Origin of the sequence: Streptomyces sp. NBC_01092 (assembly GCF_045039535.1) — a bacterium.
GTDB lineage: Bacteria > Actinomycetota > Actinomycetes > Streptomycetales > Streptomycetaceae > Streptomyces.
Genome location: NZ_CP108659.1, coordinates 1,311,990 through 1,335,605, shown reverse-complemented (window position 1 = coordinate 1,335,605; position 23,616 = coordinate 1,311,990). Strand labels below are relative to the sequence as shown.

General features: G+C 72.8%; 11 protein-coding genes. 8 read left to right on the top strand and 3 right to left on the bottom strand.

Annotation, left to right across the window (positions count from 1 at the left end; translation table 11 throughout):
- Positions 1–2 precede the first annotated feature (2 nt).
- The 3 genes from OG254_RS05690 to OG254_RS05680 are packed head-to-tail and all read right to left on the bottom strand — an operon-like array spanning position 3 to position 3,734.
- A complete protein-coding gene (locus OG254_RS05690; RefSeq protein ID WP_405577855.1) occupies positions 3–1,064 on the bottom strand; it encodes a FecCD family ABC transporter permease in 1,062 nt (353 codons plus the stop codon).
- Positions 1,061–2,116 (bottom strand): FecCD family ABC transporter permease, encoded by a 1,056-nt coding sequence (locus tag OG254_RS05685; protein WP_405577853.1) that lies wholly within the window; start codon positions 2,114–2,116, stop codon positions 1,061–1,063. The genes OG254_RS05690 and OG254_RS05685 overlap by 4 nt, the downstream gene beginning before the upstream one ends.
- On the bottom strand, positions 2,106–3,734 hold the full coding sequence (locus OG254_RS05680) for a (2,3-dihydroxybenzoyl)adenylate synthase (protein ID WP_405577851.1): 1,629 nt from the start codon (positions 3,732–3,734) through the stop codon (positions 2,106–2,108). Before OG254_RS05680 ends, OG254_RS05685 begins: the two co-directional genes overlap by 11 nt.
- A 148-nt stretch (positions 3,735–3,882) precedes the next feature.
- On the opposite strand from OG254_RS05680, the gene OG254_RS05675 reads away from it, so the two are divergent.
- Genes OG254_RS05675 through OG254_RS05640 form a run of 8 tightly spaced genes read left to right on the top strand, consistent with a single transcriptional unit; the run spans position 3,883 to position 23,614 of the window.
- Positions 3,883–5,208, top strand: a complete 1,326-nt coding sequence (locus OG254_RS05675; RefSeq protein WP_405577849.1) for a salicylate synthase — start codon at positions 3,883–3,885, stop codon at positions 5,206–5,208.
- Positions 5,205–6,500, top strand: a complete 1,296-nt coding sequence (gene entS, locus OG254_RS05670) for an enterobactin transporter EntS (RefSeq protein ID WP_405577847.1) — start codon at positions 5,205–5,207, stop codon at positions 6,498–6,500. The genes OG254_RS05675 and entS overlap by 4 nt, the downstream gene beginning before the upstream one ends.
- A 30-nt stretch (positions 6,501–6,530) precedes the next feature.
- The gene (locus OG254_RS05665) at positions 6,531–7,367 is read left to right on the top strand and encodes an alpha/beta fold hydrolase (RefSeq protein ID WP_405577845.1); all 837 of its coding nucleotides are present in this window, start codon (positions 6,531–6,533) and stop codon (positions 7,365–7,367) included.
- A gap of 29 nt (positions 7,368–7,396) precedes the next feature.
- Entirely contained in the window at positions 7,397–7,852 is a 456-nt protein-coding gene (panD, locus tag OG254_RS05660; protein ID WP_405577843.1) for an aspartate 1-decarboxylase, read from the top strand.
- A 3-nt stretch (positions 7,853–7,855) separates the two neighbouring features.
- On the top strand, positions 7,856–8,074 hold the full coding sequence (locus OG254_RS05655) for an MbtH family protein (RefSeq protein WP_405577841.1): 219 nt from the start codon (positions 7,856–7,858) through the stop codon (positions 8,072–8,074).
- On the top strand, positions 8,074–11,253 hold the full coding sequence (locus OG254_RS05650) for an amino acid adenylation domain-containing protein (protein ID WP_405577839.1): 3,180 nt from the start codon (positions 8,074–8,076) through the stop codon (positions 11,251–11,253). The genes OG254_RS05655 and OG254_RS05650 overlap by 1 nt, the downstream gene beginning before the upstream one ends.
- A complete protein-coding gene (locus OG254_RS05645) occupies positions 11,250–15,782 on the top strand; it encodes an amino acid adenylation domain-containing protein (RefSeq protein ID WP_405577837.1) in 4,533 nt (1,510 codons plus the stop codon). Before OG254_RS05650 ends, OG254_RS05645 begins: the two co-directional genes overlap by 4 nt.
- Positions 15,779–23,614 (top strand): amino acid adenylation domain-containing protein, encoded by a 7,836-nt coding sequence (locus OG254_RS05640; RefSeq protein WP_405577835.1) that lies wholly within the window; start codon positions 15,779–15,781, stop codon positions 23,612–23,614. The genes OG254_RS05645 and OG254_RS05640 overlap by 4 nt, the downstream gene beginning before the upstream one ends.
- Positions 23,615–23,616 lie beyond the last annotated feature (2 nt).

Here is a 23,616-nt window from a genome sequence, read left to right as displayed (position 1 = left end):
GCTCAGATCCGCCCGGCCCGCCGCTGCCTGCGCAGCAGCAACCCCAGATAGACCCCGCCGACCACCGCGGTGACCACGCCGACCGGCAGCTGGGCCGTCTCGTGGATGCGCCCAGAGGCGAAGTCCGCGCTCACCACGAGCAGGGCGCCGGTGCAGGTGGCGGCCAGGAGGCCCGGGCCGGGGGTCCGGGTGAGGCGGCGGGCCAGCTGCGGGGCGATGAGCGCGACGAACGGGATCGGGCCGGCGGCCGCGGTCGCCACCGCGCAGGCCGCCGTGGCGAGCACCAGCACCTGCAGCCGCGTCCGCTGGACCGGCACGCCGAGCCCGCCCGCCACGTCGTCGCCCATCTCCAGGATCCTCAGCCGGCTCGCGGCGAGCCCCACCAGGGGCAGCACGACCAGCAGGCCGAGGGCGGCCGGGCGTGCGTCCGCCCAACTCCGGCCGTTCAGGCTGCCGTTGAGCCACACCATGGCCTGCGCGGCCTGGGTGAAGCGGGCCTTGGCGAGGAGATAGGCGTTCACGCCCTGCAGCAGCGCGCTCACCCCGATGCCGACCAGCACCAGCCGATAGCCGTGGACGCCCTGCCGCCACGCCAGCAGATACACGAGGACGGCCGTCGCGAGGCCGCCGCCCACCGCCCCGAGGGCGATCTGCCCGCCGGTTCCGCCGACGAGCAGGACGACCAGCAGACCCCCGGTGGCCGAGCCGTAGGTGAAGCCGACGATGTCGGGGCTGCCCAGCGGATTGCGGGTCAGACTCTGGAAGAGGGCACCGCTCAGCCCGAGCGCCGCGCCGACCAGGATGCCGGTCAGCAGACGCGGCAGCCTGAGGTCGTTGACGACGAAGTCGGTGCGCGGGCTGCCGTTGCCGAGCAGCGTGCGGACCACGTCCGCCGGGGAGATCGTGTACTCGCCGGTGCCGAGCGTGAGGACGCCGACCGCGGCGGTGGCGGCCAGCACCAGCACGCAGACCGTCACCGCGCGTACGTCCACGCGGAGCGAGAGACCGTGCGAGCGGCTGCGTACGACATGGGTACGGGCGCGTGGCGGGGCCTGCGTCGTCATGCCGACACCGCCTTTCGGTAGCGGACCAGCGCGATGAACACCGGGGCGCCGACCACCGCGGTGACCACCCCCGCGTCCAGCTCGTCCGGGCGTACGGCGACCCGGCCGAGGACGTCCGCGCACAGCAGCAGGGCCGGCGCCAGCAGCATCGACAGCGGCAGCGTCCAGCGCTGGTCGGCCCCGGCGATCAGGCGGGCGATGTGCGGCACCGCGAGACCGACGAAGACCAGCGGTCCCACGGCCGAGGTCGCGGCCCCGCACAGCAGCGTCACGGCCACCAGGCCGACCAAGCGCGTCCGGTCCACATGCGCGCCCAGCGCCCGCGCGCCGTCGTCACCCAGCGCGAGCGCGTTGAGCGGCCGGACCAGCGCCAACGCCATCACCAGGCCCACCACCACGAACGGCGTGATCGTCGTCAGCGTCTCGCTGTCGGCCCGCGCGAGTGAGCCCACGCTCCAGAACCGCAGCTGGTCCAGGGCCTGCGCGTCGAGCAGCATCAGCGTCTGGCCGATGCCGGTGAACACCGCGGCGATCACCGCACCGCCGAGCGCGAGCCGCTCCGGAGTGGCGCCGCCGCGCCCTCCCGAGGCGAGCGAGTACACCAGCAGCCCCGCCACCACCGCCCCCGCCATGGCGAACCACACCGACGCCCACAGGCTCGTGATGCCGAGCGCGGTGATGGACAGCACGACTCCGGTGGCGGCGCCCGCGTTGATGCCGAGCAGCCCCGGATCGGCCAGCGGGTTGCGGGTGAGCGCCTGGATCAGCGCACCCGCGACGCCGAGCGCCGCACCGGCCGCGATGCCCGCGAGGGTGCGCGGCACGCGGACGTCCCAGATCACCGACGCCGCGGTCGAGCCGTCGTCATGGAGCAGCGCGTCGAACACGACGGACGGCGACAGCGCGCGCGAGCCGACCGCGAGGCTCAGCACGGCCGCGACGACCAGCAGGACCAGGGCACCGAACACGGCCAGGGTGCGAGTCGAGTCGCGGCGCCTGCGCGGTTGCTTGTCCGTCCGTACAACAGGGGCCGTCCTGGCCTCAGTCGCCACCGATGCCCTCCGCGCGGAGACGTTCGGCGATCAGCCGGCCGAGCGCCTTCTTGTCGATCTTGCCCACCGAGGTCCGGGGGAAGACCTCGATGGTCTCCACCCGGTCGGGGAGCTTGTACGCGGCGACCCCTCGTTCGGTGAGGAACACCGCCAACTCCCTTTGTCCCGGGGCCTGTCCGCGCGGGACGAGGTAGGCGCAGGTGCGCTCGCCCATCGTCGCGTCGGGCATGCCGACCACGGCCGCGTCGTGCACGCCGGGGTGGGCGAGGATGTGGTTCTCCAGCTCCTCGGCGGAGATCTTGTCGCCGCCGCGGTTGATCTGGTCCTTGGCCCGGCCCTCGACCACCAGATGACCCGAGGGCAGGATCCGCACCAGGTCGCCGGTGCGGTAGTAGCCGTCGGTGGTGAAGGCGCGGGAGTTGTGCTCGGCGGCGCGGTAGTAGCCGCGCAGGGTGTAGGGGCCGCGGGTGAGCAACTCGCCGCGCTCGCCGGGCGGTACGTCACGGTCGTCCTCGTCGACCACGCGGACCTCGTCGGCGGGGGACAGCGGGCGGCCCTGGGTGCCGATCACCAGCTCGGGCGGATCGTCGAGCCGGGTGTAGTTGAGCAGTCCCTCGGCCATCCCGAACACCTGCTGGAGTGTGCAGCCGAGGGCCGGTTCGACCCGGGCGGCGGGCTCGGCGCCCAGCTTGGAGCCGCCGACCTGGAGCAGGGCGAGGGAGGACACGTCGGCCTCCTCCCACTCCACCGCGTCCAGCCAGAGCAGCGCGATCGGCGGGACCACGGCGGTGGCGGTGACCCTCTCCCGCTCGATCAGCGCGAAGGCGTCCTCGGGGCTCGGCGTGGGAGCGAGCACGACGGTGCCGCCCGCCATCAGCGTGCCCAGCAGTCCGGGGCAGGCCAGCGCGAAGTTGTGCGCGGTCGGCAGCACCACCAGATAGACGGTGTCGCGGTCGAAACCGCAGACCTCGGCGCTCGCGCGGACGTTGTACGTGTAGTCGTCGTGGGTGCGCGGGATCAGCTTCGGCTTGCCGGTCGTGCCGCCCGACAGCAGCAGTACGGCGACGTCGCCCGGGTCGGGCTCGGGCAGTGCGGCCGGTTCGGCGTCGAGGTCGGCGAGCGCGGTGAACTCCGCGGCGTCGCCCGCCACCAGCACGTGCTCGACGCCGGGCACGGCCTTGCGCAGGGATCGGGCGAGCGTGCGATGGTCGAAGCCGTCGTGCAGGTCGGGGATCGCGTACGCCGTGGCGCCGGACACCTCGGCGACATGCACGATCTCGCTCTCGCGATGCGCGGGCAGGGTGAGCACCGGTATCGCGCCCGCCCTCAGCAGGGCGAAGAAGAGCACCACGAACGCGTCGGTGTTGGGCAGTTGGACGACCACGCGGTCGCCGTCCCCGATGCCGAGCCGCACCAGACCGGCCGCCAAGCGGTCGGCACGCAGTTCCAGTTCGGCGTATGTCCAGCGGTCTCCGTCGGCGTCCACGAGCGCGGTCCGCTGCGGTGTGCGTTCGGCGCTCTCGCTCAGCAGCCGGTCGAGCGGCCGCCCCTCCCAGTAGCCCTGCGCGCGGTACTTCTCGGCCAACGGGTCCGGCCAGGCCACCCAACCGTCGAGCATGCTCAACTCCCGCCTGCTATTTAGGAAAGGCTTGCCTAATGAGTCACCGCGGTCAAGCCTGGCGGTGTGATCTGGACGGCACCGCGCTGCGGAGGCTAGGGTCGTTGTAAATTAGGTTAGGTTAACCTAACTCCAGGGAGGTAGGTCCTTGCTGCGTTATCGGAGCGCGGAGACGGAACTGCCGGGAGACCCCGTCCAGTTGGCGGCGAAACTGGCGGAGTCGGGCTTGTTCGACCAGTACGTGATCTATGAACAGAACGGCGACGTCTGGTTCGCCGGAGGGGCGCTCGGCGAGATCCTGGTCGGCCGCTCCGAGATCCGCCGGCGATGGTTCGACGAGGAGACGGTGGCCCCGATCGGGTCGCATCCCCTGCGCCAAGTCCACGAGGAACTCGACCGGATGGCGGTCGAAGGCTGGAACGCCTACGGCTGGATGGCCTTCGAGTTCTCCCACCTCCACGCCGGCCGCCCCGACCGGGCCGGCGACGACGACGTGCTCCATCTTGTCGTCCCGCACACCGAAGTGAGGCTCGGTCGGAAGAGTGCGGTCGTGCGCAGCGCCGACGAGGAGACGTTGACGACGCTGCTCCAGTTATTCGAGCGCGCCGACGCGCGGCCAGCCGCCGTACCCCGGCCCATCGAGGTGTCCGACACCGAGGGCCGTTACCCCGATCTGGTGGCCCAGGCCATCGAGGAGATACGGACCACCGATCTCCAGAAGGTCATCCTCTCCCGGTCCGTGGACGTGCCCTTCCCGGTCGACCTCGTCGCCACGTACGTCCACGGCCGCTCGCACAACACCCCGGCCCGCTCCTTCCTGTTGAGCCTCGGCGGACGCCGGGTCGCCGGATTCAGCCCCGAGACCGTCGCCGAGGTCAGCGCCGACGGCGAGGTCGTGACCATGCCTCTCGCCGGCACCCGCGCCCGCGGCCTGGGCGAGCAGGAGGACGAGCGGCTGCGCGTCGAACTCCTCGCCGACCCCAAGGAGATCTCCGAACACGTGCTGTCGGTCAAACTTGCCGAGGAAGAGATGGCCACCGTCTGCCGGCCGGGCACGGTCTCGGTGCGGGACCTGCTCAGCGTCCGCCGGCGCGGCAGTGTGCAGCACCTCGGCTCCAGCGTGCACGGCCTGCTGGCCGAGTCCGCCACCGCCTGGGACGTCCTGCGCGCGGTGTTCCCCGCGGTGACCGCCTCCGGCATCCCCAAGACCGCGGCCTACGACTGCATCGCCCGTCTCGAGAAGGAGCCGCGCGGCGTCTACAGCGGGGCGGTGCTCCGGGCCGGCGGTGACGGCTCCCTCGACGCGGCGCTCGTGCTGCGCAGCATCTTCGAGGAGGACGGGCGCACCTGGCTGCGGGCCGGCGCCGGCATACTCGCCGGGTCGACGCCGGCCCGGGAACTGGAGGAGACCTGCGAGAAACTGCGCAGCGTCGCCCCCTATGTCGTCCCGGCACAGGGTCAGGGGCGCGCGTGAAGCTGGGTGAAGTCGTCGTGGACGTGGCGCCGTTGCGCTCCAGCAGAGACTTCAGGCTGGTGTTCGCCACCCAGGCGATCTCCATGGTGGGTACCCACCTCACCTCGGTGGCCGCGAGCCTGCAGATCTACACGCTGACCGGATCGTCGGTCCAAGTCGGGCTGATGAGCCTGGTGCTGGGCCTGGCACTGCTGGTCGGTCTGGTCACCGGCGGACTGATCGCCGACCGGGTCGACCGGCGCCGGGTCATGCTGGTCACCCGGGCCGTGACCGCGCTGGTGATCGCCGGGCTCGCGGTGAACGCGGCGCTGCCCGACCCGCAGGTGTGGTTCGTCTTCGTGGCGGCCGTACTGGCGGGCTTCACCGCCGGGTTGGGCGGCCCGGCTCTCATGGCCGCCACCCCCGCCCTGGTGACCCCCGGCCAGTTGGCCGCCGCCGGCGCGCTGACCACGCTCACCGCCCAACTGGGCGGCATGATCGGCCCGTCCCTCGCGGGCGTGATCGCGGCCGGGCCCGGCATCGCCTGGTGCTTCGGGATCGACGCGGCCATATACGTCGTGGGACTCGCCCTGCTCGCACCGCTGCCGAAGCTTCCCCCCGAGGGGTCGGCCGAGGCCCAGCATCCGCTGAAGGCGATGGGGGAGGGGCTGCGCTTCCTGCGCGGCAACCAGGTCGTCGCCGGGCTGCTGCTGATCGACGTGTGCGCGGTGGTCTTCGCGATGCCGTACGCGCTGTTCCCCGAACTCGGCACCGAGCACTTCGGCGGCGGCCCGTCCACCGTCGGACTGCTCTACACCGCCCCCGCCGTCGGCTCCTTCTTCGGCGCGCTGACCAGCGGCTGGACCGGCCGGGTGCACCACACCGGGCGGGCCCTGATCGGCGCGGTGGCGGTGTGGGGTGTGGCGATCACCTGCTTCGGCCTCAGTACCGACCTGTGGTTCGCGCTGTTCTTCCTGGGCCTGGCCGGACTCGGCGACACCGCGTCGGAGATCCTGCGCCGGGCCCTGCTCCAGCACTACACGCCGGACCGGCTCCAGGGCCGGGTCGGCAGCCTGTGGCTCGCGCAGGCCACCGCCGGGCCGTCCGTCGGCAACGTCGAGGCGGGCCTGGTCGCCAGGGCGCTCGGCTCGACGAGTGGTGCCGTGGTGCTCGGCGGCGTGATCTGTCTGGCGGGTGTGGGCGTGCTGGCCCTGGCCATGCCGGGGCTGCGAAAGGCCACGCTCAGCCGGCCTCCGGACGCCGACGGGGACGACCGGGCGGCGCCCGCGAAGGCGTCCCCGGCGGCCGACTGACCGAGCCTCGAGGCGACAGGGCGGAGAACCATGCCGAGCGCGCGGATCAACGGGATCCGGCTCCACTACGAGGACGTCGGCGACGGCGAGCCGGTGGTCCTGGTGATGGGCCAGGGCGCCGGGGGCCGGGCCTGGCATCTCCATCAGGTGCCGGCGCTGGTCGAGGCCGGACACCGGGTCGTCACCTTCGACAACCGGGGTATTCCGCCCACGGACGAGTGCCCGGAGGGCTTCACCGTCGACGACCTGGTGGCCGACACGGCGGGCCTGGCCGAGCACCTCGGTCTCGCGCGTGGCCGTTTCGTCGGCGTCTCGATGGGCGCGTACGTCGTCCAGGAGCTGATGCTGGCCCGGCCCGGACTCGTGCGGCAGGGCGTGCTGCTGGCCACCCGGGGCCGTACGGACGTCCTGCGTGCGGCGATGGCCCGGGCCGAACGCGCCCTGTACGACAGCGGATCGGAGCTGCCGGCCGCCTACGGCGCCTGGATCCGCGCGCTGGAGAACCTGTCACCGGCCACCCTGGACGACGAGCGGCAGATTCAGGACTGGCTGGAGCTCTTCGAGTTCTCACCGCGGCTGGGCGGGCCCGGAGTGCGGGCCCAGTTGGACCTGGAGGTCCCCGAGGGCCGGCTGGCGGCCTACCGGGCGATCGACGTGCCCTGCCTGGTCGTCGGCTTCGCGGACGACGTCGTCCTGCCGCCGCGCCTCGGGCGCGAGGTCGCCGACGCCATCCCCGGCGCCGTCTACCAGGAGATCAAGGGCTGCGGCCACTACGGCTATCTGGAGCGACCGGACGAACTGAACCGGCTGCTCCTGGAGTTCTTCCACGACCGTTCTTCCCCACCCGGCCTTGTTGATTTAGGTTAGCCTCACCTAAGTAGTCTCCTCAGGGGGTCATGGTGCACCGCACCTTGCTGAACGGCAAGATCCACCGAGCCACCGTCACCCAGGCAGATCTGCACTACGTGGGATCCCTGACGATCGATCAGGACCTCATGGAGGCCGCCGACATCGTCGAGGGCGAGGCGGTCCAGGTCGTCGACATCGACAACGGCGCCCGACTGACCACCTACGCCATCACCGGCGCACGCGGCAGCGGCGTCATCGGGATCAACGGCGCCGCCGCCCATCTCGTCCACCCCGGTCACCTGGTGATCATCATGTCCTTCGCCGCGCTCGACGAATCCGAGCGCGCCACCCATCGGCCCCGGGTCGTCCACGTCGACAAGGCCAACCGGATCGTCGCGCTCGGCGCCGACCCCGCCGAACCGGTGCCCGGCGCGGACGACCAGTTCTCCGGCACCTTCACCGACCGTGCGCCACGTCCGTCCCGCGAGCAGGAGAGGAACTGAGCCATGGCCAACCCCTTCGACGACGACAGCGGCGTCTTCCGTGTCCTGGTCAACGACGAGGGCCAGCACTCCCTGTGGCCGGACTTCGCGCCCGTACCCGAGGGCTGGTCGACCGTGCACGGGCCCGCCGACCGGGCCGCCTGCCTGGAATACGTCGAGCGGCACTGGACGGACATGCGCCCGCGCAGCCTGGCCGAGGCCATGCGCCGGGCCGAGGGCTGATGGCCGGCCGCCCGGCCGTGGAGGACGTCCTCCCCCTGTCGCCCATGCAGGAGGGGATGGTCTTCCACGCCCTGTACGACGAGCAGGGCCACGACGTCTACACCGGCCAGATGGCCCTGCGCCTCGAAGGACCGGTGGACGAGCTGTTCATGAGCGCGGCGGTGGCGAAGCTGCTCGCCCGCCACGCCAACCTGAGGGCCGCGTTCCGCACCCGGCGCTCCGGACGCCCGGTCCAGGTGATCGCGAGCGCGGTCCGGACCCCCTGGCAGGTCACGGACCTGTCCTCCCTGCCACCGGAGGAACGCGAGCCGGCCTTCGAACGGCTGCTGGCCGAGGATCGTGCCGAACGGTTCGACCTGGCCCGGCCACCGCTGGTGCGCTTCCGCCTGGTCACCTTCGACGCGCTGAGTCACCGCCTGGTGATCTCCTCCCACCACCTGCTCTGGGACGGCTGGTCCGCCCCCGTCCTCGTACGGGAGCTGTTCCAGCTGTACGCCCCGGGCGGCGACCTCGGCACCCTGCCCCGCGTCCGCCCCTACCGCGACTACCTCGCCTGGCTGGCCCGACAGGACCGCGCCGCGGCCGAACGGTCATGGCAGGCCGCCCTGACAGGACTTGACGAACCGTCACTCATCGCACCCGAAGCCCGGGACCTCCCGGCCGAGGACCCCGCCCGGCTGGCGTGGGAACTCTCCGAGCGGGACACCGAGGCGCTCACCGCCACCGCCCGCGCCCACGGTCTGACGGTCAGCACCGTGCTCCAGGGACTGTGGGCCGTCCTCCTGGGCCGGCTGACCGGCCGCACAGACGTCGTCCTCGGCGCCACCGTCTCCGGTCGCGACGCCGACGTCCCCGGCATCGAGTCCATGGTCGGCCTGTTCATCAACACCCTGCCGGTACGCGTACGGCTGCGCCCCGCCGAGCCGCTCGCCGACCTGCTCACCCGGCTCCAGTCCGAGCAGTCCGCGCTCCTCGACCACCGCCACCTCGGCCTCGCCGACATCCAGCGCGCCACCGGGCACACCGCCCTCTTCGACACGCTGCTGGTCTTCGAGAGCTACCCCATCGACCACGAGGGCATCACCCGAGCGCTCGGCACCGACGGCCTGCGCATGACCGGAGTCTCGGTCCACGACGCCACCCACTACCCGCTGACACTCACCGCTCTGCCGGGCCCCCGAATGACGTTGACGCTCGGCCACCGGACCGCAGTGGTGGACGGTCCGGCGGCGACCCGAGTCGCATCCCAACTCGACGCCCTGTTAAGGGATTTCATCGAGCACCCCGCAACCCCCGTGGCACGACTCAGCCCTCCTCCGGAGCCCGAGCCCCACCCACCGAACGGCCAACCGCTCCCGCATCCGACGGTCCGTGAACTGTTCGAGGACCAGGCGACCCGCACCCCCGACGCGCCCGCCGTCCTCCACGGCGACGACACCCCCCTCACCTTCGCCGAACTCGACGCCCGGGCCGACCGGTTGGCAGCGGCTCTTCTCGCGCGCGGCGCCGGCCCGGAGTCCGTGGTCGGCGTGGCCCTGCCCCGCAGCCCGGCCCTGGTCACCGCACTCCTCGCGGTACTGAAGGCCTCAGCCGCCTGTATGCCGATCGACCCCGGCTACCCACCCGACCGCATCGCGCTGATGCTCGACGACGCCCGACCCCGGCTGGTCATCTGCGACGCGCCGACGGCCCAACAGCTCGGCATCGAACGGGAGTTGGTGTGCCCCCCGGACGCGGAGGCCACCGTACGCCGCCGACCGCCGCTGTCGCCCGAGCACCCCGCCTACCTCATCTTCACCTCGGGCTCCACCGGCCGCCCCAAGGGCGTGATCGGAACCCAGCGGGCCCTCGCCAACAGGCTCGCCTGGGGCAGGGAGCTGGGGGCCGACTCCGCCGGCGTCCGCGTCTCCAAAAGCCCCTTGAGCTTCATCGACGGCCTGACAGAACTGCTGGGCGCCCTCGTCGCGGGCGAGGCCGTCGCACTCGCCGACGACGAGTCCACCGGCGACCCGACGGCCCTCGCCGCACTGGCCGACCGCCACCGGGCCACCCTCCTCACAGCGGTCCCCAGCCTGTACACCACCCTCGTCGAATCCGCCCCGCCCGGCGCCTTCTCCTCCGTCCGCACCTGGATCTCCAGCGGCGAAACGCTCCCCGGCGAACTGGCCGAGGCCATCACCCGGCGCTGGCCGGACGCACGGCTCATCAACCTCTACGGCTGCTCCGAGGCGGCCGGCGACAGCCTGATCCACGTCCACGAGCGCGGCGAGGGCGCGGTGCCCCTCGGCCGGCCCATCGCTCACACCCGCGTCCACGTCCTCGACCCGTTCCTGCGACCGTCCCCCGTCGGCGCCGTCGGCGAGCTGTACCTGTCCGGAGCGGGCCTGGCCCGCGGCTACCTCAACGAACCCGGCCGCACCGCGGAACGCTTCGTCGCCGACCCCTTCGGCCCACCGGGCAGCCGCCTCTACCGCACCGGCGACCTGGCACGGCTGCGGCCCGACGGCACCGTGGAATTCCTCGGCCGGGCCGACGACCAGGTGAAGATCAGGGGCTTCAGGATCGAACCCGGTGAGATCGAGGCGGCGCTCCGCGCACTGCCGGAGGTCGGCAGGGCCGCGGTCGTGGCCAGGGAGGACGGCTCGGCGCCACGACGCCTGGTGGCCTACGTCGTGGCAGCCCCCGGCGCCACCCTCGAACCCCTCGCCCTGCGCCGCGCCCTCGCCGAGCGGCTCCCCGGTCATCTCGTCCCGTCCGCACTGGTGGTACTGGACGAACTGCCCCTCACCCCCAGCGGCAAGCTCGACCGACGCGCCCTGCCCGCGCCCGACTTCACGGAGACGTCCGCCTTCGAACCGCCGCGCACCGAACCGGAGAAGGTGCTGTGCGGGCTGTTCGCCGAGGTGCTCGGGCTGGAACGGATCGGCGTCCACGACGACTTCTTCGAACGCGGCGGCGACAGCATCGTCTCGGTCCGACTGGCCGACCGCGCCCGCAGAGCGGGACTCGCGCTGTCCCCCCGGGACGTCTTCGCCCACCGCACCCCGGCCGGGCTCGCCCGCGCCCTGCCCGACGACACCGCATCCGCACCCTCGGCGTTCACTCCGACAGGCGCACCACTGGTGTCCCTCAGCCAGTCGCAGCTCGACAACGTCAAGGCGAGGTGGAGGACTCGATGAGCAAGGCACCCGGGGACGACGGCTCCCTGGTCGAGGACGTGCTGCCGCTCTCCCCGCTCCAGCAGGGCCTGCTGTTCCACGCCCTGTTCGACGAGGGCGCCCAGGACGTCTACACCATGCAGTCCCTGGTGGAGATCGAGGGCCCGCTGCGCCCCGCCCTGCTGCGCACGGCCGCCGAGGAACTCTTCGCCCGGCACGCCAACCTGCGCAGTGCCTTCCTGCACGAGGACCTTGACGAACCGGTGCAGGTGGTGCTCAAGCAGGTGCCGGTGAACTGGGCCGAGGGGGAGGGCGAGGCGGCCCGGCTGATCGCCGAGGACGCCGTCGCCCGCTTCGACCTCACCGACCCGCCGCTGCTGCGCCTGACGCTCGTGCGCCGTGCCACCGACCGCTGGCTGCTGATCCTCACCAACCACCACCTCCTGCTGGACGGTTGGTCCATCCCGCTCCTCGTCCGCGAACTCCTCCAGCTCTACGCAGCCCAGCTCGCCCCCGGCGCCACGGCCCCGCTGCCCGCCGTACGGCCGTACCGGGACTTTCTCGCCTGGCTCGCCTCCCGCGACCGGGAGGCCTCCGCCGACGCGTGGCGCGAGGCGCTGGCCGGGGCGGCACCGACGGTCCTGGCACCGAGGTCCGCCGGGCTGGTCCCGGTGCCGCCCGAGCTGCACACACTGCGGCTGACCGAGGAACTGACCGGCCGGGTGCAGGAGTTCGCGAGGAGCCGGGGCGTCACGGTCAACACGGTCGTGCAGGGACTGTGGGCGCTGCTGCTGGCGCGGCTGACCGGCCGGGACGACGTGGTCTTCGGCGCGACGGTGGCGGGACGGCCCGCCGAACTCCCCGGTGTGGAGTCCATGATCGGCCTCTTCATCAACACGGTGCCGGTCCGGGTGACGGTCCCGCCGGGGGAGCGGGCGGGTGCCTTCCTGCGCCGACTGCAGGACGAGCAGGCCCGGCTGATGGACCATCAGCACCTGGGTCTGACGGAGATCCAGCGCCTCGCCGGCGCGGGCGACCTCTTCGACACCCTGCTCGTCTTCGAGAACTACCCGATCGACGAGGCGGCGGTGGCCGAGGCCGAGGCGTCCGCGGGCCTGCGGATCGTCGAGGTCAAGGGCTCGGGTGCCACCCACTATCCACTGACGCTGGCCGTGCTCGCCGAGCAACGACTGGGCGTGGTCTTCGAGTTCCGCCCCGACTGCTACGAGCGCCCCGCGGTGGAGGAGCTGGCCGGGCGCTTCGAGCGCCTGGTACTGGCCGTACTGGCAGACCCGGACACCCCCTTGGCCGCGTTGGACGTCCTCGCCCCGCAGGAGCGGACCGCGCTGCTGGCCGGCGGGGTCGGGGAGCGGCTGCCGGTGCGGTACCGCACGATGCCGGAGGCGTTCGAAGCACAGGTGGCGCGTACGCCGGACGCGGTGGCGGTGGTGGGGGAGGGACAGAGCCTGACCTTTGCGAAGTTGAACAGTGCGGCCAATCAACTAGCCCGAGTCCTGGTCGAGTTGGGTGCGGGACCCGAGCGGACAGTGGCTTTCGCATTGCCCCCGACGCCGGACACCGTGACGACTCTGCTGGCGATCCAGAAGGCGGGCGCGGCCTATCTGCCACTGGATCCGGCATGGCCGGACGAGCGGATCGCGGGGATGCTGGCGGATGCAAGCCCGGTGGCTCTTATCACCACGCTGGCTACGACGCCCTTGGAACTGCGCGACCAGCCCCCCACAACCCGCAGCCGCCCCCCGGTCTTCCCACCCACCCCCCGCGTACTCCTCGACACCCCGGAGACCCGTCACCGCCTCGCGAAAACGACCACCGCCGACCTCACCGACGCCGACCGCCGAACCCCCCTGCTCCCCGAACACCCTGCCTACGTCATCTACACCTCCGGCTCAACCGGCCGCCCCAAGGCCGTCGTCATCCCCCAACGAGCCATCGTCAACCTCTTCACCGCCCACAACGCCGCCCTCCACGAACCGGCATCGCAAGCGGCCGCAGGCAAGCCGCTGAGGATCGGCCACGCCTGGCCCATCGCCTTCGACGCGTCCTGGCAACCCATGCTGTGGATGTTCGCCGGACACGAGCTGCACATGGTGCCCGAGGACGTCCGCCGGGACCCCGCCGCCCTGCGGGACTTCCTCACCCGGCACGGCATCGAGTTCATCGAGCTGTCCCCGTCCCTGCTCGGCGAGCTGGTCGCCCAGGGCGGCGACTGGCAGGCCCGGTTGAAGGTGATCGGCGTCGGCGGCGAGGCCGTACCGCCGGACCTGTGGCGCACCCTGCGCGACACCGACGGGCTCGCCGCGCACAACCTCTACGGCCCGACAGAAGCCACCGTCGACTCCGCGGACTGCGACCTCGCCCTCAGCGAGCGCCCCGCGATCGGCCGGCCCGTGGCGGGCGGCACCCTGTACATCCTGGACGGGCACCTCAACCCGGTACCCGCCGGCGTCGACGGCGAGCTGTACGTCGCGGGCGCCGGCCTCGCCCGGGGCTATCTCGGCCGGCCGTCCGCCACAGCGGCCCGCTTCGTCGCGGACCCCTTCTCGGACGACCCCGGCGCCCGCATGTACCGCACGGGCGACATCGCCCGCTGGACCGCCGACGGCCTGGCCGAGTGCCTCGGCCGGGTCGACGACCAGGTCAAGATCAGGGGCTATCGGATCGAACCCGGCGAGATCGAGGCGGTGCTGCTGGAGCATGCGCTCGTCGAGCGGGCGGCGGTCGTCGTCCGCGAGGACACGCCCGGCGTACGACGTCTCGTCGCCTACGTCATCCTCTGCGCGCCCCCGGCCGAGGAGACGGCGGAGCTGCTGCGCCGGGCCGCGGCCGCCGTGCTGCCCGACTACATGGTGCCGTCGGCCTTCGTCCCCGTGGACGGATTCCCGCTCACCCTCAACGGCAAGCTCGACACCGCCGCGCTCCCGGCGCCGTCACGCTCCGCGGGCCCGGCCGCGCAGCCGCCCCGCAACCCGGTCGAGGAGAAGCTCGCCGCGCTCTTCGCCGAGGTGCTCGGGCTGGACACGGTCGGCGTGCACGACAGCTTCTTCACGCTCGGCGGCGACAGCATCCTCTCCATGCGGCTGGTCAGCCAGGCGCGGGCGGCCGGGCTGGCGATCTCGCCGCGTGACGTGTTCGAGCGGCCCACGATCGCCGAACTGGCCGAACTGGCCGAACGGGCGGACACCGCCGTACACCGGGCGGCCGACGCCGACGCGGGAACGGGCGCGATACCCCTCACCCCCATCCTGACCTGGCTCACCGAGCAGGGCGGCCCCTTCCGCGCCCTCAGCCAGGCCCGCTTCCTGCGCACCCCGCCGGGCATGGACCTCGACGGACTGCACCGCACGGTCCAGGCGGTCTTGGACCGGCACGACCTTCTGCGGTCCACTTTCGCCCGGGCCGAGGACGGGTCCTGGCGCTTCGAGGCCGCGCCCGTGGGCTCGGCCCGCGCCGTCGACTGCGTACGGCGCATCGACGCCGAGCGGCTGGACCACACGGCGGTCGGCACGCTGGTGCCGGAGTCGATGGACGAGCTGGTGGCCGAGCTGGACCCGGCCGCCGGGGCGATGGCGCGGTTCCTGTGGTTCGACCCGGGCAGCGGTCGCGAGGGGCGACTGCTGGTCGTGCTGCACCACCTGGTGACCGACGCGGCGTCCTGGGGTGTCCTGGTCGCCGACCTGGCCGCCGCCTGGGAAGGCAGGGACCTGTCGCCCGTGGGCACCTCCTTCCGCGCATGGGCACAGGCGCTTCGGGATCTGACGCCGGGCCGGGCGGGCGAACTCGCCTTCTGGAAGGGAATGTTGGACCGAGCGGAGCAGCCCCTGGGAGTCGGCCCGCTGGATCCCGCCCGGGACACCAGGGCCACGATCCGCAGGCACTGGACCACGCTGGGCCCGGACATCACCGCACCCCTGACCGCCGCGTCCGTCCAGGAGGTGCTGCTGACCGCGCTGGCACTCGCCGTACCGGACTGGCGAAGCGCACCCGATGCCGCCGCGTCACCCGACCCCTCCGTACTGATCGCCTTGGAGGGCCACGGCCGCGAGGAGCACCTCCTCCCCGGCGCTGACCTGTCCAGCACCCTCGGCTGGTTCACCACCGTCTTCCCGGTCCGGCTGGACCCCGGTGCCACGGACCACGTACGCCGGATCCGCGACCAGCTGGCCGCCCTGCCCGACAAGGGAATCGGCTACGGCCTGCTCCGTCACCTCGCCCCGGACACGGCCGCGCGGCTCTCCCCACTCCCGGAACCGCAGATCCAGTTCAACTACCTGGGCCGGATGACGACGGGCGAGCGCCGCGAGAGCGCCGTGTTCACCAGCGCGCCCGAGACCGGTGCCATGGGCAGTGGCGCCGACCCCGACATGCCCGCGCCCTACGCCCTCGTCGTCGACGCAGTGATCACAGGGACGGAGCTCTCGGTGTGCTGGCAGTGGCCGCAGCGGCTCTTCACCGAGCCGGAGATCCATCGGCTGGCCGAGCTCTGGACCATGTCCCTGGAACGGCTCCTGAAAGGCGATGACCAGTGACGGAGACCCCCACCGCCGACCTCGCCGCACGCCGCCGCGAACTCCTGCGCCGCAGGCTGGAGAGTGCAGGGCTGGCCGCCAGCCTTGCCCGCTCCGAGCTGGTTCCGCCGCGCCCCGCGGACACGGCACGGCTGCCGCTGTCGTACGCCCAGTCCCGCATGTGGCTGCTCCAGCAGCTCGACCCGGCGAGCCCCGCCTACAACGTCTGCCTGGCCATCCGTCTGCGCGGCCCTCTCGACCCGGCCGCCCTGCGCACCGCCTTACAGGGCCTGACCGACCGGCACGAGATTCTGCGCACTCGCTACCCGGCCACCGCCGACGGCACCCCGGAGCAGATCGTCGACGCAGGGGCGCAGGTGGAGTTCGCCACCGCCGACCTGAGCGGGCCGGTGGAGGAGCAGCGGGACAGCCGGGCGGCGGAGCTCGCCCGTGCCGCCTCGGCGACCCCCTTCGACCTCGCCGCCGACCACCCGATCCGCACCCTGCTGATCCGGCGCGCGGAGCAGGACCACACGCTCGTCCTGACCGTTCATCACATCGCCTGGGACGGCGGGACGTTCAACGCCCTGTCCCGAGATCTGACCGCCCTCTACCGCGCGGCGGCCACCGGCGAGCCCTCCGGCCTCGAACAACTTCCCCTCCAGTACGGCGACTTCGCGCACTGGCAGCGCACCACCTGGACGGACGAGCGGCTGGCCGAACACCTCGACCACTGGCGCTCCACCCTCGTCCCACCGCCCCACCCTCTCGCCCTGCCCACGGACGCGCCACGTACCGCCCGCCCCACCGCGGCCGGCGACCGCCGCTTCCACACCTTCGCCCCCGACGTCACCGAGCGCCTCACCGCCTTCGCGCGGGGCGCCGGCGTCACCCCCTTCATGGTCCTGCTCGCGGGACTGGCGGCCCTGCTGCACCGCACCACCGGCGCCACCGACGTCCCCATCGGCTCGGCCGTCATGAACCGCGACCTGCCCGGCCTGGAGAAGCTGATCGGCAACTTCGGCAACACCCTCGCCCTGCGCGCCGACCTCGCGGGCGACCCCGGATTCGCCGAACTCGTCGAGCGGGTACGGCAGTTGTGCACCGACGGTTACGCCCATCAGGACATGCCGTTCGACCGGCTGGTGGAGGTGCTGAAGCCGGAGCGGCAGCCGGGGCGCTCCGTCTACTTCGACGTCATGCTCCTCTTCCTCACCCAGGGACTCGAAGGGCCGCAGTTCCCCGGGGTGGGCGCCGAATGGGAGACCGTCCACAACGACACCACCCAGTTCGACCTGAGCCTGGAGGCGTTCCTGACGGGCGGCCGGCTGCGGATCGAGGCCACCTACAGCAGCGGCCTGTTCACCCCGGACACAGTCGACCGACTGCTCCAGCACCTGGAGACACTCCTCGCCGCGGCCCTCAGCGACCCCGAACTCGCCCTGTCCCGCCTGCCGTTGATGACCGGCGCCGAGGAACACCGGGTCCTGGAGGAGTGGAACGCCACCGCCCACCCCGTCCCGGTCACCCACCTCACCGACCTGCTCGCACGGCAGGCCGCACGCACCCCCGACGCACCTGCCCTCCTCGCCGACGACGGCACGCCCGCCCTCGACTACGCCGGTCTGCACGCCCACGCCAACCGCCTCGCCCGGCTCCTGATCTCCCGCGGCGTGGGCCCGGAGCGCCTGGTGGGCGTCGCACTGGACCGCGGCACCGACCTCGTCGTGGCGCTGCTCGCCGTACTCAAGGCGGGCGCCGCCTACGTCCCGCTCGACACCGGATACCCCGCCGACCGGCTGGCGTTCCTGGTCGAGGACACCGCGCCCACCCTGGTACTGACCTCCGCACAGGCCGCCGGGAACCTGCCCGACCGGGCGCCCCTGCTGCTGCTCGACGCCCTGCCGGGCGACGACTTCGACACCGCGGAACTCACCGACGCCGACCGGCTCCAGCCCCTGCGCCCCGAGCACCCCGCCTATGTCATCCACACCTCCGGCTCCACCGGCCGCCCCAAGGGAGCCGTCGTCCCGCACGCCGCGATCGTCAACCGGCTGCTGTGGATGCAGGAGACGTACGCACTCGGTCCCGAGGACCGTGTGCTGCAGAAGACGCCGGCCGGCTTCGACGTGTCCGTCTGGGAGTTCTTCTGGCCGCTGATCACCGGGGCCGCGCTGGTCCTCGCCCGGCCCGGCGGCCACCGCGACCCCGCCTGCCTCGCCGAGCTGATCCATGACCGGCGGGTCACGACCGCGCACTTCGTCCCGTCGATGCTGCGGGTCTTCCTCGACGACCCGGCCGCCGAGCGGGCACGCGGCGTCCTGCGCCGGCTCGTGTGCAGCGGCGAGGCCCTGCCCACCGAACTCGCCGAGCGCTGCGCCGAGTCGCTCCCCGGCACCGAACTGCACAACCTGTACGGGCCCACCGAGGCTGCCGTGGACGTCACCGCCTGGCCCTGCGCCGAGGGGACGAGGTCCGCCGCCGGTTCCGTGCCGATCGGACGCCCGGTGTGGAACACCCGCACCCTCGTCCTGGACGCGTCGCTGCGCCCCGTGCCGCCGGGCGTCCCCGGAGAGCTCTACCTGGGCGGCACCCAGCTGGCCCGGGGCTACCTCCGCCGCCCCGGCCTGACCGCCGACCGCTTCGTCGCCGACCCCTACGGCCCGCCCGGCGCCCGCCTCTACCGCACCGGGGACCTGGTGCGCTGGAGCGCGCAGGGGGCACTGGAGTTTCTCGGCCGGTCCGACGACCAGGTGAAGATCCGCGGCTTCCGTGTCGAGCCGGGCGAGACCGAGGCCGCCTTGGCCGCGCTCCCCGGAGTGTCCCAGGCGGCGGTGACGGTACGTCAGGATCAACCGGGCGAGCCGAGGCTGGTCGCCTACGCCGTCCCGCAGCCCGGGGCCTCGCTGGAGCCGTTGCGGGTCAGGCACGACCTCAAGGCGACGCTCCCCGAGCACCTGCTCCCCGCAGTGGTCGTGGTCCTCGACGACCTGCCGCTGACCCCCAACGGCAAACTCGACCGCGCGGCCCTGCCCGCCCCCGACTTCTCCGACCTCACCACCGCCACCGCGCCCCGCACCGAGGCGGAGGCCACCCTGTGCGCCCTGTTCGCCGGCCTGCTCGGGCTGCCCTCCGTCGGCATCCACGACGAGTTCTTCGCCCTCGGCGGCCACTCCGTCCTCGCCACGCGCCTGGTCGCCCGGATCCGGGCCGAACTGGGGGCTCTCGTCCCGCTGCGAGCGGTCTTCGACACCCCGACCGTGGCCGGACTCGCCCCGCTCCTCGGCACCGCCGCCGCCGAGCGCCGCCCCGCGCTGCTGCCGGGCCGCCGCCCCGACCCGGTGCCGCTGTCCGCCGCGCAGGCCAGGCTCTGGTTCCTGTACCGGCTGGAGGGGCCGAGTCCGACGTACAACATCCACACCGCCCTACGTCTCACGGGACGGCTCGACGCCGACGCGCTGCGGGCCGCGCTCGGTGATGTCGTGGCCCGGCACGAGGCGCTGCGCACGGTCTTCCCGGACGACGACGGCACGCCCCACCAGCGGATCCTCCCCGACCCGGCCGTGCCCTTCGCCGTCGTGCCGACCCGCGCCGACGCACTCGACGGGCTGCTGCGCGAGGCCGCCGCCCACTCCTTCGCGCTGGACACCGAGATCCCCGTACGGGCCACGCTGTACGCCCTCGGCCCGGACGAGCACGTCCTGTTCCTCCTCGTCCATCACATCGCGACCGACGGCTGGTCCGCGGAGCCGCTGCTGCGGGACCTGGAGACGGCCTACGCGGCAAGGCGGCACGGCATCCGCCCCGCATGGCCGCCGCTCGCGGTGCAGTACGCCGACTACACACTCTGGCAACGGCAGTTGCTCGCGGACGGGCAGCACGTGACCGACGCCGAACTCGACTACTGGACAAGGAAGTTGGAAGGGGTCCCGGAGGAACTCCAGCTGCCCGTCGACCGGCCGCGCCCGGCCGTCGCCGGATACCGGGCCGGTGCCGTGGACTTCGCGATCGGCGCCGAGGTGCACGGGACGCTGAGGCACCTCGCGGCGGACGCAGGCGGCACCGTCTTCATGGCGCTCCAGGCCGCCCTCGCCGTCCTGCTCGGTCGCATGGGCGCCGGGGACGACATCCTCCTCGGCACACCGGTCGCCGGACGGGGCGACCCGGCCCTCGACGACCTCGTGGGCCTCTTCGTCAACACCCTCGTGCTGCGCACCGACGTGTCCGGCGACCCGACGTTCCGCACGCTGCTCGCCCGGGTGCGCGAGACCGACGTGGACGCCTACGCCCACCAGGAGCTGCCCTTCGAGCGGCTGGTGGACGCGCTCGCCCCGGCCCGCTCGATGGGACGCCATCCGCTGTTCCAGGTGATGCTCGCCCATCAGCAAGCCCCGGCGGAAACACGGGACTTCGCCGGGCTGACGCTCGACGAACTGCGCGTCGACCACTACACGGCGAAGACCGACCTCGCCTTCCACGTCTTCGAGCGGCCGGACGGGGGCGGTGTCACCGGCTCGCTCGTGTACAGCCGCGACCTGTACGACCACGACACCGCCCAGGACATGGTGGAGCGGTTCGTGCGGCTGGTGGGCGAACTGGCCCGGCGCCCGGACGTACCGGTCGCCCTCACCGACCTGCTCACCCCGCGTGAGCGCGCCCTGATGCTGGGGGAGTGGAACGACACCGCCCACCCGATGCCCGCCACCACCCTGACCGCCCTGGTCGAGGAACAGGTCGCGAAGACTCCCCGGCTCACCGCCGTGGAGTACGGCATCGAGGGCGGCACACAACTGACGTACGGCGAGCTGAACGCGCGCGCCAACGCCCTTGCCCAGGAACTGCGTTCACTCGGGGTCGGGCCCGAGCGCCTCGTCGGTATCCATCTGGAACGCTCGGTGGAGATGGTCGTGGGACTGCTCGCCGTGCTGAAGGCGGGCGGGGCCTTCGTGCCGCTGGAGCCGTCCTGGCCGGCCCGCCGGATCGCCGAGGTGTCCCGGAGCGCGGCGCTGACGGCGGTGCTGGGGAAGCCGGGGCACGGCAGGGGCCTCGGGGACGACGCCCCACCCTTCGTGCCGGTGCGCCTGGACGGCCCGGAGCAGGAGGAAAACCCGGCCGTGCCCGTCGATCCGGAGGGCCTCGCCTACGTCATCCACACCTCCGGCTCCACCGGCGTCCCCAAGGGCGCCATGATCCGCCACCGCGCCATCGCGCACCGGCTGCTGTGGCAGCGCGCTCTGCTCGGCTTCGGAACCGACGACGCGGCCCTGTTCAAGGCGCCGCTCGGCTTCGACATCTCCATCAACGAGATCTTCCTGCCGCTGGTGAACGGCGGACGTGTCGTCATCGCCGAGCCCGGCGGCGAACGCGACGTCGACTACCTCCTCGACACCGTCGAACGCCACCGGGTCACCTTCACCTACCTCGTCTCCTCGATGCTCGACCTGCTCCTGGAGCTCGACGGCTTCGCCGGGCGCGCCCGCTCACTGAGGCACGTGTGGTGCGGCGGCGAGGTGCTCACCCCGGAGCTGTTCGCCCGCTTCCGCGCCGCGAGCCCCGCGGTGATGTACCACGGGTACGGCCCGGCCGAGGCCACCATCGGCGTCAGCCACGTCGTCTACCGCACCGGCGCCCTCCGCAGCGCCGTCTCCATCGGGCGGCCCAACGGCAACACCCGGCTGTACGTTCTGGACGACCGGCTCCAGCCGGTGCCGGTCGGGGTGCCCGGCGAGCTGTACGCCGGTGGCGTCTACCTCGGCCGCGGCTATGTGAACGACCCCCGCCGCACCGCCGACCACTGGGTGGCCGACCCGTTCGGCCCGCCCGGCGAGCGGCTCTACCGCACCGGTGATCTGGTGCGATGGCAGCGGGACGGCACCCTGGAGTTCCTCGGCCGGGCCGACAACCAGGTGAAGATCCGTGGCATGCGCGTCGAGCTGGAGGAGATCGAGGCGATCCTCGAACAGCACCCGGGCGTCCGGCGCGGGGTCGTGGTGATCCGCGAGGACGCCCCCGGCGTCAAGCAGCTCGCCGGGTACTACCTGGCCGCCGGCGGCCCCGGCGACCTGCACACCTGGCTGCGGGAGCGGCTGCCCGAACACATGGTGCCGCGCACCCTCACCGCCCTCGACGCCTTCCCGCTGCTGCCCTCCGGCAAGGTCGACCGCGGCTCCCTGCCCGCGCCCGGGGCCACGACCTCCGGCGCACCGACCCGCGAGCCCGCGGATGAACGCGAGCGCCGGCTCTGCGAGTTGTTCGCCTCCGTTCTCGGACGGAGCCACGTCGGCGTCGACGACAACTTCTTCGAGCTCGGCGGCGACAGCATCGTCTCCATCCGCCTGGTGACCCTGGCCCGCAAGGCCGGCATCGCGCTCAGCCCCCGGCACGTCTTCCAGACACCGACCCCGGCCGGGCTGGCCGCCTCCGCCGAACGCACCGACACCGGTCCCGTCGACGACCCGATCGGCGAGGCGGCACCGACCCCGGTCATGCACTGGGCGGCGGGCCCCGACGGTTCCCACGACGGGCTCGCCCAGGCGGTCCTGCTCGTGACCCCGCCGGATCTCACCTACGACGCCGCCGTCGACGTACTCCAAGCCGTGCTGGACCGCCACGACATGCTCCGGGCCCGGATGACGGACAAGCTGGTGATCCCCGCCGAAGGGGCGCTGCGCGCGGGCGATCTGCTGAGCCGGGTGCGGGACGCGGCGCTCGACGATCAGCTGGCCGCCGCCGTGGACCGGCTCGACCCGGCCGCCGGGCGCATGCTCCAGGCCGTCTGGTTCGCCGACTCGGGCCGGCTGCTCCTCGTGGCCCATCACCTGGTCGTCGACGGTGTGTCCTGGCGGGTCCTCAGCTCCGCCCTGGCCGAGGCGTGGCAGTCGGGTGGGGCCCTCCCGCGCGGCGGCACCTCCTTCCGGACCTGGAGCAGGCTTCTCGGCGAGGAGGCCCGCAAGCCCGACCGGGTGGCCGAACTGGCTAGGTGGAAGCGGGAGTTGGAGGGGGCGCGCCCCCTGCTGGAGCGTGACCTCGGCAGTACGGCGAGCGTGCGCGAACACACCCTCGTCCTCCCGGACGACGTCACCGTGCCCCTGCTGACAGCCGTCCCCGCCGCCTATCACGCCGCCGCCCCCGACGTCCTGCTCACCGCCCTCGCCCTCGCCGTCGCGGCCTGGCGGGAGCGGCGGGGCGACGTGGCCGCCGGCCCACTGCTCGTCGGCCTGGAGGGCCACGGACGCGAGGAGCACATCGCCGAGGGCGTCGATCTGTCGGCCACCGTGGGCTGGTTCACGACCTTCCACCCGGTCGGCATCGACCCCGGCCCGCTGGACATCGACGAGGCGCTGTCCGGCGGGCCCGCCGCGGGCACGGCCCTCAAACGGGTCAAGGAGCAGCTGCGCGCCGTACCGGACCACGGACTCGGCTACGGCCTCCTGCGCCACCTCAACCCCGACACCGCGCCCGCCCTGGAGAAACTTCCGCAACCGCAGATCCTCTTCAACTACCTGGGACGATTCGCCGCGTCCGGCTCGGCCGACGAACCCTGGGAGCTGGCTCCGGAGGCCCCCATGCTGCGGGTGCCGTCACCGCGGAGCGGCTTCGGCCTGGAGATCAACGCCGTCGCCGTCGAGGAGGCGGGCGACGTCCGGCTGCATGTATCCGCCTCCTGGCCGGACACGTTCCTGACCGAGTCCGAGGCGGGAGACCTGCTCCGGCTCTGGGAGCGCGCCCTGCACGGCCTCGCCCGGCACGCCGCCCACTCCCCGGCAGGCGGCCTCACCCCGTCGGACCTCCCCCTGGTCGAACTGACCCAGGAGGACATCGACGACTTCGGACACGACCTCGACGACTTCTGAGC